The sequence below is a fragment of the Amycolatopsis bullii genome, from assembly GCF_014654205.1.
GTDB classification, from domain to species: domain Bacteria; phylum Actinomycetota; class Actinomycetes; order Mycobacteriales; family Pseudonocardiaceae; genus Amycolatopsis; species Amycolatopsis plumensis.
Genome location: NZ_BNAW01000002.1, coordinates 47,081 through 61,651 on the forward strand (window position 1 = coordinate 47,081; position 14,571 = coordinate 61,651).

Below are 14,571 nucleotides of genomic sequence, written 5' to 3' on the forward strand. Positions count from 1 at the left end.
CTGTCTCCTCTACTGGTCGTCGGTGACCGAGGTCGTGAACTTGTCGTAGAACACCTGGTCGTCCGGAACGCCTTGCCGGGCGGCCAGGGCCAGGGCGGCGTCCACCATGGGTGGTGGCCCGCACAGGTACACCTCGGTCCGGTGCAGCTCCGGCTCCGCGGCTTCGACGACGTCGGTGACCATGCCCGGCTCGATGTGGACTCCGAGCCTTTCGGCGCCGTCGGTGGACTCCGAGAGGGCGACGACGAACTCGAAGTCCGCCAGCCGCTCCCCCAGCACCCGGATCTCGTCGAGGTAGAACAGGTCTGCGGAAGTGCGCGCGCCGTAGTAGAAACGGATCCGGCGGGTGTCCTCGGTCTCGCTGAGGTACCGGAGCAGGCCGAGCACGGGCGCCATCCCGGCCCCGCCCGCCATCAGCACCAGCGGCAGGGCGTGGCCGCTCTTGAGCGTGAAGTTGCCGTACGGGCCGGTCAGCTCGATCGTGTCGCCGACCGCGATCCCGTTCTCCAGCAACGCCGAGAACCGGCCGCCCGGGTACTTCTTGATCACGAACTCGATGTGGTCCGGTGTGGATGGTGTCGTCGCCATCGAGAAGGACCGGTGCTCGTCGCTGCCCGGGATGGTGAGGTCGGCGTACTGACCGGGCTTGAACTCGTACGCGGCGGGGTCGACCGGCTTGAGCTTGAGGCCCACGATGTCGTGCGTGTGCGGCACGATCTCGAGAACCTCGGTCCGGACCTGCTGCAGCGGCGCCGAGTTGAGCAGTTCCTCCTCGTCGAAGTTCAGCAGCTCGATGGTGCAGTCGCTGAAGGCGTGCGCCCGGCACAGCAGGACGTAGCCCTCTTCGACCTCGGCGTCGTTGCAGGCGAACGTCGAGTAGCGCTCCATCTGGATCTCGCCCTCGAGCACGTACGACTTGCACGCCGAGCACTGGCCCTCGCGGCAGCCGTGCATCAGGTGGATGCCCTGGCGGAACGCGGCGTCGAGGATCTTCTCGTCTTCGCCGACTTCCATGTCGATGTCGACCGGTTCGAAGGAGATGCGGTGCTTGTCCGCCATCGTTGCCTCGATTCTCGTGGCGGCCGGCGGGCAGGAGCGGTCACGTCCCGCCGGCCGCCGGTCTCAGGCCGTCAGGCGACGGTGACGTTGGGGTTCGCGCGGTACGCCGCGGCCCACTGCTCGCGCTCGGCGTCGGACATCTGGTTGAGGGTCACGTTCGGGCTGGCGAACTGGATCCCGCGCAGGTCGTCGAGCGTCCACAGCTTCTTGGGGTCGTCGAGGTCCAGGTGCGGCTGCGGGATCAGGGTCTTGCCGTCGTCGCGGACGTACCCGAGATCCTTGACGATGTCGGCGAGGTCCCGGTCGTGGTGCAGCGTCTCCCACTCGCGCTGCCCGGTGAGCCGTCCCATGTTCGGCGTCGCCCGGCCCTCGTACTCGGGCCGGAATGCGACCTTGTCGGTCCAGGCGCAGGTCTCCGAGCAGTAGGTCCGCCACTGGTCGTCGACCTTGTCGACCACCAGGTCCTCGCGCACCAGGCAGGGCACCATGCAGGTCCAGCAGCGGTGCGGGTACTCGTAACCGACGTCCTCGAACGCGATCGGCTTGTTGCGGCCCGGCCGGCTCAGCCGGTTGTAGGCCTCCCACCACTTGCCGAACTGGTTGTACCAGCCCGGGTACTTGTCCTCGAACCACTCGAAGTCGGTGTCGGTCATGCCGTCGATCCGCCAGTAGTTCACCGGCCAGCCGGTCGCGAAGAACTGCGCGACGCGGTGAACGTAGAACTTGTTCGTGATGCGGTTCCACGCCTCCTCGACCAGGTCGTGCGGGATGACGAGGCCGTACTTCTCCAGCGGCAGCAGGTAGCTGCGGTAGTAGTCGTCGTAGATCCAGCGGCGCCACATCTCCGCGTAGGACTCGCGGTCCTTGCGGCGGTCCTTGGTGCCGTACTCGATGAACGTGCCGATCGCGGCGTCGACGACGCAGTGGTTGTTCCACCATGCGTAGCGCAGGTCGCGCTCCAGCAGCGGCCGGTTGCGCTCGTCGGCCAGCGCCATCAGCAGGATCGAGTACCCGTTGCTGATGTGGCGCGACTCGTCGGACTGCACCGAGTGGAACACCGTCGGCAGCAGGTAGTCGCCGTTCGCGGCCGCCTCGTCGGGCATCGCGACGAACAAGGTGTTGGTGAAGGCCGTCTCGGCCACGACCGTGAGGTAGATGTTCGCCGCGGTGATCGCGTCACCGGTGATGAAGCCCTCGCCGAACTGGCGGCCGATGGTGCCGGCGTAGTTGTTCGCGAACGCCTTCTCCGTGATGTCGAACCCGGCCGGGTCGATGTAGTTGTTCATGTACAGCTTCTTGAGGTTCATCTGGATCGTCGAGTGGCGAACCTCGTCGATCATCTGAACCGCGAGGCCGTTGTGGATCTCGGGGTTCGGGACCGCGTCGATGGCCATCGGCATCGCCCGCGCGGCGGAGATTTCCGGGAACGGGATGATCGAGAGGAACAGCTTCTGCCATTCGAGCCAGCGCTGCTGCACCTGCCGGAACATGTTCCCGCGGATCGCGCCGTCCATGGCACCGAAGACCCGGTTGTCCTTCTCCTCTTCCATCGGGAAGTAGGAGCGCATGATCTGCTTCAGCGGGTCCTTCTTGGGCGCCTTCTCGAACGTGTAGTCCGTCCCGAACCGGGTCGCCGGAGTGGCGAACGTCGGCTCCCACGACAGTTCGGTGATCTTGTTGTGCGCTTTGGTGAGACTCTGCCTGCTCAAAATCGGCCTCCTCGAAACCGGGGTCTCTCAGCCCGGCCGGTATGTCTGACCGGCAGAGTGTGTTGCGGATCGCAGCCGGGTTCTGTCTCAATGTGAGATGAAGCCGGGCGCAGGTCTGGGCGACGATGTGGGCACGGACAGGGCCACCACACTGTCCGAGGGCACCGACCGTCGAAGGAGACGCTGGTGACGACGCAAGGAGACCGGCCGGGATCGCAGCCGATGCGCTACCTGCGGGAGCGGTTTCTCTCTTCCCCTCCCCTGCCCGAGGTACCCGGAGTGCGGGACGTCATCAGCGCGTCCTGGCGCCGTGCGCTCGCCAATCGCGTCGCCACCGAAGCCCCGGAGCCCATTTTTGTCACCGACCGTGACGAAGAGAGTCTGCTGGCCCACAGCGCGACACCCGTACTGGTGAATCTATCGGAGGAAATGGCCAACCACCCCGTCGCGATCCTGCTGACGGACGCGAACGGTCTCGTGGTCAGCAGGGTGAGCACGGACCACGCCCTGACCTCCGGCCTGGACACCATCTCGCTCGCCCCCGGGTACAGCTACGCCGAGGAGTCCGTCGGGACCAACGGGATCGGCACCGCCCTCGAATGCCAGAAATCCGTGCTGGTGTCCGGCTTCGAACACTTCAACAGCAGCCTCACCGAGTTCGAATGCGCCGGCGCGCCGATCATTCACCCGCTTCGGGGACATCTCGTCGGCGTACTCGACCTGACGTCATGGGCCGACACCTCCGGTCCGCTGCTCCTCACGCTGGCCCGGACCACGGCGAAACGGATCGAGGAGGCGATGCTCGCGACCACCGGTGCGCGGGAACTCAGTCTCTTCCGCGAGTACCTGGCGTCCTGTCAACGCGGCTCCGGGGCGATCCTGGCCGTCAACCAGGACGTCGTCATGGTCAACAGCCACGCCGAGGAGCTGTACGACGTGACCGACCGCGCCGCGCTCATCACCCACACGGCGGACCTGGTCGGCTCGACGAAGCCGGTGACCGTCGTCGCCGACCTCCCCTCCGGAACCACTGCCCGGATGGAGTACCGCCCGGTCTACAGCGGCTCCGCGCTGGCCGGCGGCGTGTTCCGCGTCAAGAACCAGACCCAGCGCCGCCGCCGGGCCGGACGCAACGACCTGCAGCTTCCCGGCGTCGTCGGCGCCAACCCGCAATGGCGTCAGGCCTGCGCCGCCGCCGACAGCAGCCTCACCGGCAGCACCTGGCTGGCACTCAGCGGCGAACGCGGCGTCGGCAAGACCGCCGTGGCGCAGGCCGTCGCAGCCCGGCACGGGCGCCGGCCCGTGCTGGTCGACTCCGCCGCCGTCGCGGACGGCGGCTACGAGGACTGGGCCGACGACCTCGCCGACGAGGTGACCCGAGGCGAGTCACCGGTCGTGATCATCCGGCACGCGGACGCCCTCACCGGCGACGACCTCCAGCGCCTCACCACTCTGCTCACCCTCTGGCAGGGCGCGCCCCCCGACCAGGCGCCGGCCTGGGTGGTCGTGACGCTCGGCGACGAACCGCCCGGCTCCGATGTCCAGGGCTGCCTGATGCCGTTCTTCGCACACACCGTCGAGATCCCGCCGCTGCGCCACCGGCTCGACGACCTGCAGCGCCTGGTCCCCCACCTCCTCGGGCGCCACGCGGCCAACCGGCCCCTCACGATGTCGGACACCTGCCTGCGCCAGCTCATGCGGCTGCCCTGGGCCGGCAACGTCCGCCAGCTCGACGAGGTGCTGGCGGACGCCGCCCGCCGACGCCGGAGCGGGACGATCGAGGTTTCGGACCTGCCCGCGGAGTGCCGGACCTTCACCCGCCGCCAGCTGACCAAGCTCGAAGCCATCGAACGCGATGCCATCGTGCGCAGCTTGGCCGCGAACCGGGGCAACAAGGAACTCGCCGCGGCTGACCTCGGCATGTCCCGGGCGACGATCTACCGCAAAATCCGTGCGTTCGGCATCGTCCCGGACCATTCCTGAACTCGAACTATCCGGTCAGGTCGCCGCTCGGACCTTCTCCGGTCGGTCTCGGTTCGCCACAACGGAAGCGACGTGTCGGCTAGCAGCCGGTGGGGCTCTGGTCGCCGCGGTGTTTGCTGCTGGCTTGGCAGGCCGTCCATTCCCGCTGCCACTCGGCCAGGCGGTGGCGGTTCAGCGCGTAGACCGCGCCGCGGTAGAGGAACACGCACAACGACACTGCCGCCGCCCAGAGGATGGCCGCGCCCAAGGGGGGCTCCGATGGTCGCTGCTGCCATGGTCAGCGGGCGCTCCGTCGATGCCCCTGTTCCGTCCCCCCAGATCCGGACCTCGTGGCCCGCGACCGTGCCCGCCGCCGCTTCCACCTCCCCCATCCGCTGTTGCCCGTCTCGCGTTCGCCACGCCGCCCGGGTCGGGGCTGAGTTGAACGGCGTTCCGCTTCGGCCCGCCGCCGGTTGGGGGCCGTCGGCCAGGAGGACCGCCGTCACCGTGTAGCGCGTGGCCGTCTGCTCGCGGGACTTGGCCGCCGAGGCCGAATACTCGCCGATGCCGAACAGCACCGCGCACCGCGGCGACGAGCGACGGGAGGACGACCAGCGCCAGGAGCCTGGCCTGCAGCCGGTCCGACCGGCGGACCACCGGGCCGCGACCCGGAAGGAAAGTCGCCACGGCCAAGCACCCCGCCGCCTCCGCGGCCTCGCTCACCCGGCGGCGCAGCCGCGTCAGATCCGCGCGGACCTCGGCGAGCGAACGGCACACCCCCGTGACGGTCTCGATCTGGAAGCGCAGGAACTCCGGCACCACGCCGGGCTCGCCGCGGAGGCCGTCCAGGATGCGCGGAGCCGCCGGGACGGCCGCCCCGGTCCGCGTGTCCAGCAGCACGAACTCCTCCTCCACGCCGGCCGTCGGGGCGTCCGCCACGGCCGTCAGGAGCCGGCGCGGGCCAGCGCCGCCCCGGGAGCCGCACCCCACGCCTCGGCTCGTTCCGGTTCGCCGGGTTCCGGGCCGGCGTCGACCGGTTCCGTCCCGACGAAGAAGCTCTCCGCCGGCAGGACGAGCTGGCACCCGCGCCGGCGCAGCCGCTTGGCCACCCCGAGCGACGCGGCCCCGGTGACCAGGCGCGGCTTCTCGATCCGCGTGTCGAAGGCCGCGACGGCCAGTTCGGCCGGCACGGCGTCGAGCGAGTCCAGCCACTCCCGGACGCCGGTCTGCGACCGTGTCGGGTGGGTGGGTCCGCCGACGACGAGCAGATCGACGCCGGTCAGGTCCCGAGGCGCTTTGTCGACGTTGACCACCTCCGCCGGGGCGGAGACGGCAAGCCCCTTCCCGATGGCCTTGGCCACCTCTTCGGTGGCACCGAACATCGACTCGAAGACGACGAGGATCCGCATAGTCCGCTCCTTTCAGTGCTCGAGCCGGACCGGCTTGCGCGTGAGCGCTTCGATGTCGCCGGCCGCGCATTCGAGCAGGTTGTGGGCCAGGTCGCCGTGCCAGCGCTTCTCCCGCATCATGTCTCCTCAGGTTTCTTCGGGCACCATTTCGATGGCGCCGCAGGGGCATTCGGCGACGCAGATCCCGCAGCCCTTGCAGTAGTCGAGGTCGATCGCGTACCGGTTCCCCGGTTCGAGCTTGATCACCGCGTTGTCAGGACACACGCCGAAGCAGTTGTCGCATTCGAAGCAGTTGCCGCAGGACAGGCAGCGGCGTCGATCTGCCGGGCCGCCTTCGCGCCGTGGCCCACCGCGACGGTTGCGGTCCGGCCCGGGCGGCGTAGTCGACGGCGTAGAACGAGTCGCGGCCGCCCTTGGCTTCGTTGGCCGAGCCGCGCGGGTAGGCCCAGACGATGAGCGGCATGCCGAGCCGGTGCGCGTCGGCGCGGACCTGCCGCAGCTGCGCGAAGTCCTGTTCCTGGGCCGGAGTCCCGACGTAGAGGGTGTAGCCGACGGCGTCGGCGCCCAGCCGGACCGCCTCCTCGACGCTGCCGTGCAGCGGGGACAGCGCCTCGGCGTCGGACGGGATCTCGGTCTTGCCGTTGAGCTTGAGCACCAGCGGCAGCTCACCCGCGTAGTCCCAGTAGAACTTCTCGGCCAGCCCGATCTGGATGGCGATGCCGTTGAAGCCGCCCTCGATCGCCAGCTTCAGGATGTACTTGGGGTCGCTCGCGGCCGGGTTCGCGAAGAAGTCCCGAGGCCCGTGCTCCAGGCCTTGGTCGTAGGGGAGGAAGAACGCCGTGCCGTTGCGGAGACCGTGTTCGTGCAGGATGCGGTGCAGCCGGGTCTTCTTGCCGGTGTTCAGCCCGAGCTCGGCCAGCGGGGGACGGTGCGCCATGACGGCCTCCGGGGTCGCTGATGTCGTGTGCAACCAGCAAATCGCGGGAGGGTGGCCGCCACCGCGGGCGAACGCCACCGGCACCGGGGCCCTCGGTCACCCGCGCCGGGGACCATCGGCTCTGGGAGTCCCGCGCGCCCGGCGGTGAGACTTCGCCGCATGAAGGTCGACGAGCTGCTCGCGAAGGCGAAGGACGGGCTGGAGACCAAGATGGTCTACGGCGAGCCGTACGAGGTCGACGGCGTCACGGTGATCGTGGCGTCGGCCGTCGGCACCGGCGGTGGCGGCGGCGACAGCCGCGACGAGAAGGGCCGCTCCGGCGAAGGCGGCGGGTTCGGGCTGTCGGCCAAGCCGGTCGGGGCCTACGTCATCAAGGACGGCAAGCTCCGCTGGGAACCGGCGGTCGACGTGAACCGCCTGCTGGCGACCCTCGGTGCGGTCGCCGTCGCGGCACTCTTCGCCGCGACCCGGCTGGCGAAGCTCAAGTACCGCGCCGGCCAGGGTTGATCCCCACCGGAACGAGCGCGATGAGGGTGGGGATTGGCACCGCCGTAATCGGGGTATCGCCGAAGCGCGGACGTCTTCAGCAGCGAGGACGGAGACCCGGAAAGGGACGATGCCGCCATGTCCGAACGGAGCGACGCCGGCCATGAGCCGTCGCGATGGTCGATGGACCTCCGCGGCACCACCGCGCCGGCTCTGGTGCAGATCCGCCGCTGGGCCTCACGCACCCTGACCCACGTCGACGACGCCCACCTGGGGGACGTGCTGCTGGTGGCCACCGAATTGGTGACCAACGCCTACGACCACGGCGAGGGCCCCTGGCAAGTCCGGATGAGCCACACTCGGGTGCCGTGCCGGGTGCGGATCGAGGTCGACGACGGCAGCCGAGATCGGCCCGTGGTCGCCACGCCGTCCCTCGACAGACCAGGTGGCCGCGGTATGCAAATCGTGGAAAAGCTGTCGGACGCCTGGGGCGTGCTGGAGCACCCGGTCGGCAAGACGGTGTGGGCGGAGGTGCCCTGCTCCGGGGTCGACGCGGCACCGCGTGCTTCGTCGCCCGGCACCGGACCCGTCCGGATTACCGACCGTTAACCCTCCGTTGACGCCCGGAAAACCCGGGCAGGACGCGAAGCTCGCTCGAGGGCATCATGGCGGCCATGCCGCACCGCGTCCTGCTCGCCGACGACGACCGCGCCATCCGAGAGTCGCTGGTCAGAGCCCTCGACCTCGAGGGTTACCACGTCACCGAGGTGACCGACGGCGTCAGCGCGCTCGCCACCGCGCGGCGGGACGCCTTCGACGTGCTGATCCTCGACGTGATGATGCCGGGCGTCGACGGCCTCGGCGTGTGCCGGGTGCTGCGGGCCGAAGGCGACCCCACGCCGATCCTGATGCTTACCGCCCGGGTCGAAACCCCCGACCGGGTGGCCGGGCTCGACGCCGGAGCCGACGACTACCTGCCGAAGCCGTTCGAACTCGACGAACTCCTCGCCCGCCTGCGGGCGCTGCTCCGCCGCACCTTCCCCGAACCGGACGCGCGCCGCACGCTGCGGCTGGGCGAGCTCGCGGTCGACCCCGCCGCCCGCCGGGTGTGGTGGCAGGGTACCGAGATCACCCTCGCGAAAACCGAGTTCGATCTGCTGGAACTCCTGGTCCGCAACGCCGGGATCGTGCTCGACCGCAGCACGATCTACCAGCGGATCTGGGGCTACGAATTCGGCGCGGACTCCAAGAACCTCGCCGTCTACATCGGCTACCTGCGGCGCAAGCTGGAGCAGGCCGGGGCCACCGGGCTGATCCACACCGTGCGCGGCGTGGGCTACTCGGTGCGGCCGGCATGAACCTGCGCAGCAAGCTCGCCATCGCGTTCGCCGGGGTCGGCGCGGCGGCGGCGATCCTCGTCGGGGTCTTCAGCTACCAGGCGGCCTCCCAGCGCATCGACGCCGAACTCGACCGGTCGCTGCTGACGACGTCGGCGGAGGTCGCCGCCGGGGCGACCCAGGTGCTGGCCCCGAGCCCGGTCACCCGCGGCCCCGATGACGACGACCACGACGAAGCCCAGCCCATGGTGGCCCAGGCGATCGCCCCGGACGGCACCACCCGGCCCTTGGGCGGCCGGCGGGTGCGCCTCGACGTCGGCGACGACGACCGGGCGCTCGCCGCCACCGGCTCCCTCGGTGACCACCGCTACCGCGACTTCACCGCGGGCCGGGACGACTACCGGGTGATCACCGTGGCCCTCGGACCCGGCCGCGGCGCCGTCCAGCTCGGCATCGACGTCGACGAATCCCGGCACGTCCTCAAGGGCCTGGCCGCCCGCATCACCGGCGTCAGCGCGCTGGTCCTGGCCGTCGCGGCCCTGGCCGGATGGCTGCTGGCCCGGCAGATCACCCGGCGGCTGGTCCGGCTGACCGACGTCACCGAGCAGGTCAGCGACGGCCGCCTCGACGACGTGGCCGTGCCCACCGGCGGGCGCGACGAGGTCGGCAGGCTCGCGACGTCGTTCGACCGGATGCTCGGCCGCCTGGCCGACGCCCGCGCCGACCAGGAACGCCTGGTCCAGGACGCCGCCCACGAACTGCGGACGCCGTTGACCAGCCTGCGCACCAACGCCAGCGTGCTGCGCCGGTTCGCCGAGCTCAGCCCGGACTCCCGCGCCCGGCTGCTCGACGACGTCGACGGCGAGACCCGGGAGCTGACCCACCTGGTCGACGAGCTCGTCGAGCTGGCGACCCGCCGCTACGAGGCCGAGGAACCGGCGCCGGTGGAGCTGGGCGACATCGCCGACCGCGCCGCCGAGCGCGTCCGGCGACGGTCGGGGCGCGCCATCACCGTCGAAACCGACGCGTCCGCGCTGACCGGCCAGGCGAAGGCCCTCGAGCGGGCGGTGACGAACCTGCTGGAAAACGCCGTGAAGTTCGCGCCCGAAGGTCCGATCGAGGTCGTCGTGCGCGACGGCCGCGTCGAGGTGCTCGACCGCGGCCCCGGTATCGGCGACGACGACGTGGCCCGCGTGTTCGACCGCTTCCACCGTGCCGACGGTGCCCGCGGCCTGCCGGGATCCGGCCTCGGGCTGGCGATCGTGCGGGAGATCGCGCTGACCCACTGCGGCGGCGTGTTCGCCGGGCCGCGCCCGGGCGGCGGGGCCGTGGTCGGGTTCACCGTCGGAGCGGATCTGCTCTTACCGAACTCTCACCCCGGTCACGTCGACGGCTAACCGGGCTTCGGGAGGGTGGAGCCCGTAGCGATCACCCGAGGAGCCCGATGTCCACCACCACGCTCGCCACCCGTCGTCTCGCGCGGCCCACAGTCCGTATGTGGTGGCGCGACGCCGCCGGGCTCACCGCCTGGGCGAGTGTGCTGTTCGTGGTCGCGCTCTGGGTGTCCGGCCGCGGCCTGCAGGACCTCGCGACCGACTTCTTCACCTCCACCGGACGGCTCACCGGGCTGCTGTCCGCGGATCTGCTGCTGCTCCAGCTGCTGCTGATGGCGCGCATCCCGTGGGTGGAGCGCAGCTACGGCCAGGACGAGCTGGCCCGCCGCCACCGGCTCGTCGGCTTCACCTCGATCACGCTGCTGGCCGCACATCTGGTCCTGATCACCCTCGGCTACGCGGCGGCCGACCGCTCCGGTGTCCTGGGCGAGGCGTGGGCACTGGTGACGACCTACCCCGGCATGCTCCTGGCCACCGCGGGCTCCGCCGCGCTGGGCATGGTCGCCGTGACGTCGGTGCGGGCGGCCCGGCGGCGGCTGCGTTACGAGTCATGGCACCTGCTGCACCTCTACGCCTACCTCGGCGCCGGGCTCGCCCTACCGCACCAGCTCTGGACCGGCGCCGACTTCACCGCCTCCCCCGTCGCAACCGCCTTCTGGTGGACCGCCTACGCCGCGGCGGCGGGCACCGTGCTCGTGTTCCGCGTGGGCCGGCCGGTATGGCTCAACGCGCGGCACCGGCTGGTCGTCGAGGAGGTCGTGCCGGAGGCACCCGGCGTGGTTTCGATTTACCTGAGCGGCCGCGACCTCGACCGGCTCCCGACCGCCGCGGGCCAGTTCTGCGTCTGGCGGTTCTCCGGCGGACCCGGCTGGACGCGCGGCAAGCCGTTCTCCCTCTCCGCCGCACCCGACGGGCACCGGCTGCGGATCACCGCGAAGGACCTCGGCCCGGGCAGCCGCCGTCTCGCCACCCTGCAGCCGGGCACCCGCGCGATCTTCGAAGGCCCGTACGGGCGGCTGACCGCAACTGTCCGAAGAGGATGGAAGATCGCCCTGTTCGCCTCCGGGATCGGGATCACGCCGTTGCGCGCGCTGCTGGAGGAACTCCCCTACCGGCCCGGGGAAGCCGTGCTGTTCCACCGCGCCGCCCGCCCGGCGGACCTGTTGTTCCGGCACGAACTCGACGACCTGGCCGCCCGCCGCGGGGTCCGCGTCCACTCCCTGCTCGGACGGCGCTCGCGGGATCGCACGTCCTGGCTGCCCGCCGGGTACGCCCCGGTGCCCGACGAGGAGGTGCTGCGCCACCTGGTGCCGGACATCGCCGACCACGACGTCTACGTCTGCGGCCCGGACGCCTGGACCGACGCCGTCATCGACAGCGTCCGCCGCGCCGGCGTCCCCGCCGACCTTGTCCATTTCGAACGGTTCGCCTGGTGAGAACGGAGACTTCGATGCGCAGGATCGCCATCGCCGCCGCGGCGACCGTGTCGGTGGTCGTGCTGCTGTTCAGCTACCGCACCAGCACGGACGCCACGCCGGTCGCCACCGGCCGCACCCAGCCGTCCCGCACCGCGAGCCCGACCGCCACCGCGGCAGGTGCGGCGGCCACCGGCGATGGGACGTTCACCGGCGACGCCGCCGACACCCGCTACGGCCCGGTCCAGGTCCGGATCACCGTCGCGGGCGGTCGCATCACCGCGGCGGACGCGATCGAATATCCCCAGGAAAGCGGCCGCGACGTCCGGATCAACTCCGAAGCCGTGCCGGAGCTGAACCAGGAGACGCTGCAGGCCCAGAGCGCCCAGATCGACACCGTCAGCGGCGCCACCTACACCTCCGAGGGCTACCAGCAGTCCCTGCAGTCGGCGATCGACCAGGCCCACGGGTGACCACCACGCCCCGCCGGTCCTGGACGCGGCCCGTCATGGGCACCCAGGCCAGCCTGCACCTGCGCGGCCGGCGTATCGACTCCGATCCCGCCGTCGAACCGGCCGTGGCCGCGGTGTTCGGGCACCTGCGGGCGGTCGACGAACTGTTCAGCACCTACCGGCCGGACAGCAAGGTGAGCGCGCTCCGCCGCGGCGAGCTCCCCCGCGACGAGCAGCACCCGTGGCTCATCGAAGTCCTGGCGCTGTGCGAAGAAGCGCGAGAACGAACCGACGGCTACTTCGACGCGTGGCTCCCCGACGGCTTCGACCCGTCCGGCCTGGTCAAGGGCTGGGCCACCGAACAAGCCACCGCGCACCTCGCCGGGTTGTGCGGGTTCGACCACTACCTCAACGTCGGCGGCGACCTCTCCGCCCGGGTCGGCGTGACGGCCGCACCGCCGTGGCGGGTCGCGATCGAAGACCCCACGGACCCCGCGGCGTTCCTGGCCATCCTCGAGCTGCGCACCGGCGGCGTCGCCACGTCCGGAACGGCCGCCCGGGGCCACCACATCGTCGACCCGCACACCGGCACCAACCCCGGCGGGCTGCTCGCCGTCACCGTCACCGGGCCGACGCTGTTGTGGGCCGACGTGTTCGCCACCGCCGCCTTCGCCCGTGGCGGTGAGGACGTCGTGGAGTGGGTCGCCACCCGGGCGCCCGGTTACGAGGTCGCCGCACTCGCCCGTGCCCCGCGAGGACATCTCCGCCCAGTTCCCCACCTCGCTCCACAGAGGACATCATGACCACCGTCAACGGCCTCCCCGCCCACATCCTGCTCGTGCACGCGATCGTCGTGCTGCTGCCGCTGTCCGCCCTGCTCCTGGTCCTCAGCGCGCTGTGGCCGGCCGCGCGCGCCAAGCTCGCCGGCCCGAACGCGATCCTGTCGGTCCTCGTCGTGGTCCTGGTCCCGATCACCACCGAAGCGGGCGAATGGCTCGAACGCCGGGTTGCGCGCACGCCGCTGGTGCGCACCCACACCGAGCTCGGCGACACGGCGATCTGGGTGGCGATCCCGGTGGCCGTGCTGGCCCTGCTGGTGTGGTGGCGCCAGCGCGAGACCCGCCGCTCCGGGCGCACGTTCCTGGCCCCGGCTTCGACCGCCGTCACGGTGGTGATTTCGGTGCTGGCCGTCGCGGCCGCCGGGGCGGCCGTCTTCGACATCTACCGCATCGGCGATTCGGGTGCCCAGGCCACCTGGCAAGGCCAATTCAGCTCGGCGCCGGCCGCGGGAGGCCCGGGCCACTGAACCCATCCGCGGGGCCCGGCTCGCGGCGAGGACGACCGGGTGGTCACGAGGTACCGTGAGCCAGCCGCCGGATCCGCTGCAACGCACGGTGCTGCGCCACCCGGACCGCGCCTGCGCTGGGCATTTCCAGCAGCCGCGCCGTCTCTTCCGCGGAGTACCCGAAGGCCAGCCGCAGCGCGAGGACTTCCCGGTGCGGCACCGGAAGCCGCCGCAGCAGCCGCCCCACCCGCCGCTCCTGCTCGAGCCGGGCGAATTCGTCACTCGCGGCCGGCGCCGACCGGGACGTCCGGGCCTGCTGCGCCTCCGCCGACGGCACGAGCTGCTCCCGGCTGTTGTTCCGGGCTCGGTGGTAGTCGGCGACCTTGTGCGGGCGACGCCGAAGACCCAGGCAAGGAACTTCTCGGGCCCGTACGCGTAGTCCGGCAACGCCGCCGGCACGGCGACCAACCGGAGGCCTCCATGACCATGCCGGCAAAATGATGTCGGAAGGTTCCGTCTGCGCCCACCGCCCGGTCACACAGCCGTCAGGAGTGGACCTGGATGCGCCCGACGTTGTCGTTGAAGCGCTCGAGCCAGTGTCCGCGCCCGCCGACGTAGATGCTGAAGTCGTCGGCGTCGTTCACAGCGCGGTTGTAGACGCGGGCGGTGTAGCAGCTGTTGTTGCACGCGAGGGAAGTCAGGTTCTTCGACCACCAGGAGCCGGGCTCGACCCGGTAGCCTGCGGCGTCGCACGGTCCGTCGTCGCCGATGATGGTGGCCATCGCGCCCCCGCCGCTGGGGGCGTAGTCGATGTAGTCGACGTTCTCGTACCAGTACATGATCGTGACGGAGTCACGCAGCGACCGGGTGGCCCGCAGCCCGGATTCCGCCTGGGCGAGGGACACGTCCGAGCAAACCTTGCCCAGCAATGGCGAAGACGCGTCCCCTGTGGCCTTGCCGACCAGCAGCGCGCAGTAGGTGCCGTCCTGCGACGCTGCGTGGGCAACGCCTGTTCCCAGCGCCGCCGCGAAACACGCGGCCCCGGCCAGCGCGATGGCCGTCCTGCTCAACACCTTCATGATTCCCTCCCGTGGTCATGCCGACGAAACTCCGGTCACGCCCTGTC

19 protein-coding genes are annotated in these 14,571 nt (G+C 70.9%); 9 read left to right on the forward strand and 10 right to left on the reverse strand.

All coding sequences use genetic code 11. From position 1 onward, the window contains the following. Positions 1–9 precede the first annotated feature (9 nt). On the reverse strand, positions 10–1,059 hold the full coding sequence (locus IE317_RS02760; protein ID WP_191306433.1) for an FAD-binding oxidoreductase: 1,050 nt from the start codon (positions 1,057–1,059) through the stop codon (positions 10–12). Positions 1,060–1,130: 71 nt separating this feature from the next. Beyond that, positions 1,131–2,768: a methane monooxygenase gene (locus IE317_RS02765; RefSeq protein ID WP_191306434.1), complete on the reverse strand. Its 1,638-nt coding sequence runs from the start codon at positions 2,766–2,768 to the stop codon at positions 1,131–1,133. 186 nt (positions 2,769–2,954) lie between these two features. Between IE317_RS02765 and IE317_RS02770 the strand changes: the two genes are divergently transcribed. Next, positions 2,955–4,751, forward strand: coding sequence for a sigma-54-dependent Fis family transcriptional regulator (locus IE317_RS02770; RefSeq protein WP_229902429.1), 1,797 nt, complete (start codon positions 2,955–2,957; stop codon positions 4,749–4,751). A 79-nt stretch (positions 4,752–4,830) separates the two neighbouring features. Here the strand turns inward: IE317_RS02770 and IE317_RS02775 are convergent, their stop codons facing one another. The 6 genes from IE317_RS02775 to IE317_RS02790 are packed head-to-tail and all read right to left on the reverse strand — an operon-like array spanning position 4,831 to position 7,076. After that, positions 4,831–4,998 carry a hypothetical protein gene (locus IE317_RS02775; protein ID WP_191306435.1) on the reverse strand — a complete coding sequence of 56 codons (168 nt, stop codon included), beginning with the start codon at positions 4,996–4,998 and terminating at the stop codon, positions 4,831–4,833. Then, complete coding sequence (locus tag IE317_RS44240; RefSeq protein WP_229902430.1) at positions 4,923–5,720, reverse strand: glutamate-cysteine ligase family protein; 798 nt, start codon at positions 5,718–5,720, stop codon at positions 4,923–4,925. Before IE317_RS44240 ends, IE317_RS02775 begins: the two co-directional genes overlap by 76 nt. Then, positions 5,675–6,139 (reverse strand): flavodoxin family protein, encoded by a 465-nt coding sequence (locus IE317_RS44245; RefSeq protein ID WP_229902431.1) that lies wholly within the window; start codon positions 6,137–6,139, stop codon positions 5,675–5,677. The genes IE317_RS44240 and IE317_RS44245 overlap by 46 nt, the downstream gene beginning before the upstream one ends. 12 nt (positions 6,140–6,151) lie before the next feature. Beyond that, the gene (locus IE317_RS44250; protein WP_229902432.1) at positions 6,152–6,256 is read right to left on the reverse strand and encodes a DUF1876 domain-containing protein; all 105 of its coding nucleotides are present in this window, start codon (positions 6,254–6,256) and stop codon (positions 6,152–6,154) included. Positions 6,257–6,265: 9 nt separating this feature from the next. Next, entirely contained in the window at positions 6,266–6,385 is a 120-nt protein-coding gene (locus IE317_RS44255) for a 4Fe-4S binding protein (RefSeq protein WP_229902433.1), read from the reverse strand. A gap of 7 nt (positions 6,386–6,392) precedes the next feature. Further along, positions 6,393–7,076, reverse strand: a complete 684-nt coding sequence (locus IE317_RS02790) for a class I fructose-bisphosphate aldolase (protein ID WP_229902434.1) — start codon at positions 7,074–7,076, stop codon at positions 6,393–6,395. 159 nt (positions 7,077–7,235) lie between these two features. Here IE317_RS02790 and IE317_RS02795 point away from each other — a divergent pair, with 159 nt between their 5' ends. The 8 genes from IE317_RS02795 (at position 7,236) to IE317_RS02830 (ending at position 13,466) form a co-directional block, all read left to right on the forward strand. Next, positions 7,236–7,583 carry a spore germination protein GerW family protein gene (locus IE317_RS02795; RefSeq protein ID WP_191306436.1) on the forward strand — a complete coding sequence of 116 codons (348 nt, stop codon included), beginning with the start codon at positions 7,236–7,238 and terminating at the stop codon, positions 7,581–7,583. Positions 7,584–7,700: 117 nt separating this feature from the next. After that, the gene (locus tag IE317_RS02800; protein WP_191306437.1) at positions 7,701–8,171 is read left to right on the forward strand and encodes an ATP-binding protein; all 471 of its coding nucleotides are present in this window, start codon (positions 7,701–7,703) and stop codon (positions 8,169–8,171) included. Between the two features lie 56 nt (positions 8,172–8,227). Continuing rightward, positions 8,228–8,920 (forward strand): response regulator transcription factor, encoded by a 693-nt coding sequence (locus IE317_RS02805; RefSeq protein ID WP_308443387.1) that lies wholly within the window; start codon positions 8,228–8,230, stop codon positions 8,918–8,920. Beyond that, positions 8,917–10,296, forward strand: coding sequence for a HAMP domain-containing sensor histidine kinase (locus tag IE317_RS02810; protein ID WP_191306439.1), 1,380 nt, complete (start codon positions 8,917–8,919; stop codon positions 10,294–10,296). Before IE317_RS02805 ends, IE317_RS02810 begins: the two co-directional genes overlap by 4 nt. Positions 10,297–10,343: 47 nt before the next feature. Beyond that, positions 10,344–11,729, forward strand: a complete 1,386-nt coding sequence (locus IE317_RS02815) for a ferredoxin reductase family protein (protein WP_191306440.1) — start codon at positions 10,344–10,346, stop codon at positions 11,727–11,729. A gap of 14 nt (positions 11,730–11,743) precedes the next feature. Beyond that, positions 11,744–12,181 (forward strand): FMN-binding protein, encoded by a 438-nt coding sequence (locus IE317_RS02820; RefSeq protein ID WP_191306441.1) that lies wholly within the window; start codon positions 11,744–11,746, stop codon positions 12,179–12,181. Further along, complete coding sequence (locus tag IE317_RS02825) at positions 12,178–12,963, forward strand: FAD:protein FMN transferase (RefSeq protein ID WP_229902435.1); 786 nt, start codon at positions 12,178–12,180, stop codon at positions 12,961–12,963. The genes IE317_RS02820 and IE317_RS02825 overlap by 4 nt, the downstream gene beginning before the upstream one ends. Next, entirely contained in the window at positions 12,960–13,466 is a 507-nt protein-coding gene (locus IE317_RS02830; RefSeq protein WP_191306442.1) for a DUF2231 domain-containing protein, read from the forward strand. Before IE317_RS02825 ends, IE317_RS02830 begins: the two co-directional genes overlap by 4 nt. 43 nt (positions 13,467–13,509) lie before the next feature. On the opposite strand, the gene IE317_RS02835 is transcribed toward IE317_RS02830, so the two are convergent. Both IE317_RS02835 and IE317_RS02840 read right to left on the reverse strand, forming a co-directional pair. After that, positions 13,510–13,782: a sigma factor-like helix-turn-helix DNA-binding protein gene (locus IE317_RS02835; RefSeq protein ID WP_191306443.1), complete on the reverse strand. Its 273-nt coding sequence runs from the start codon at positions 13,780–13,782 to the stop codon at positions 13,510–13,512. 208 nt (positions 13,783–13,990) lie between these two features. Beyond that, complete coding sequence (locus IE317_RS02840; protein WP_191306444.1) at positions 13,991–14,524, reverse strand: hypothetical protein; 534 nt, start codon at positions 14,522–14,524, stop codon at positions 13,991–13,993. Positions 14,525–14,571: the final 47 nt, after the last annotated feature.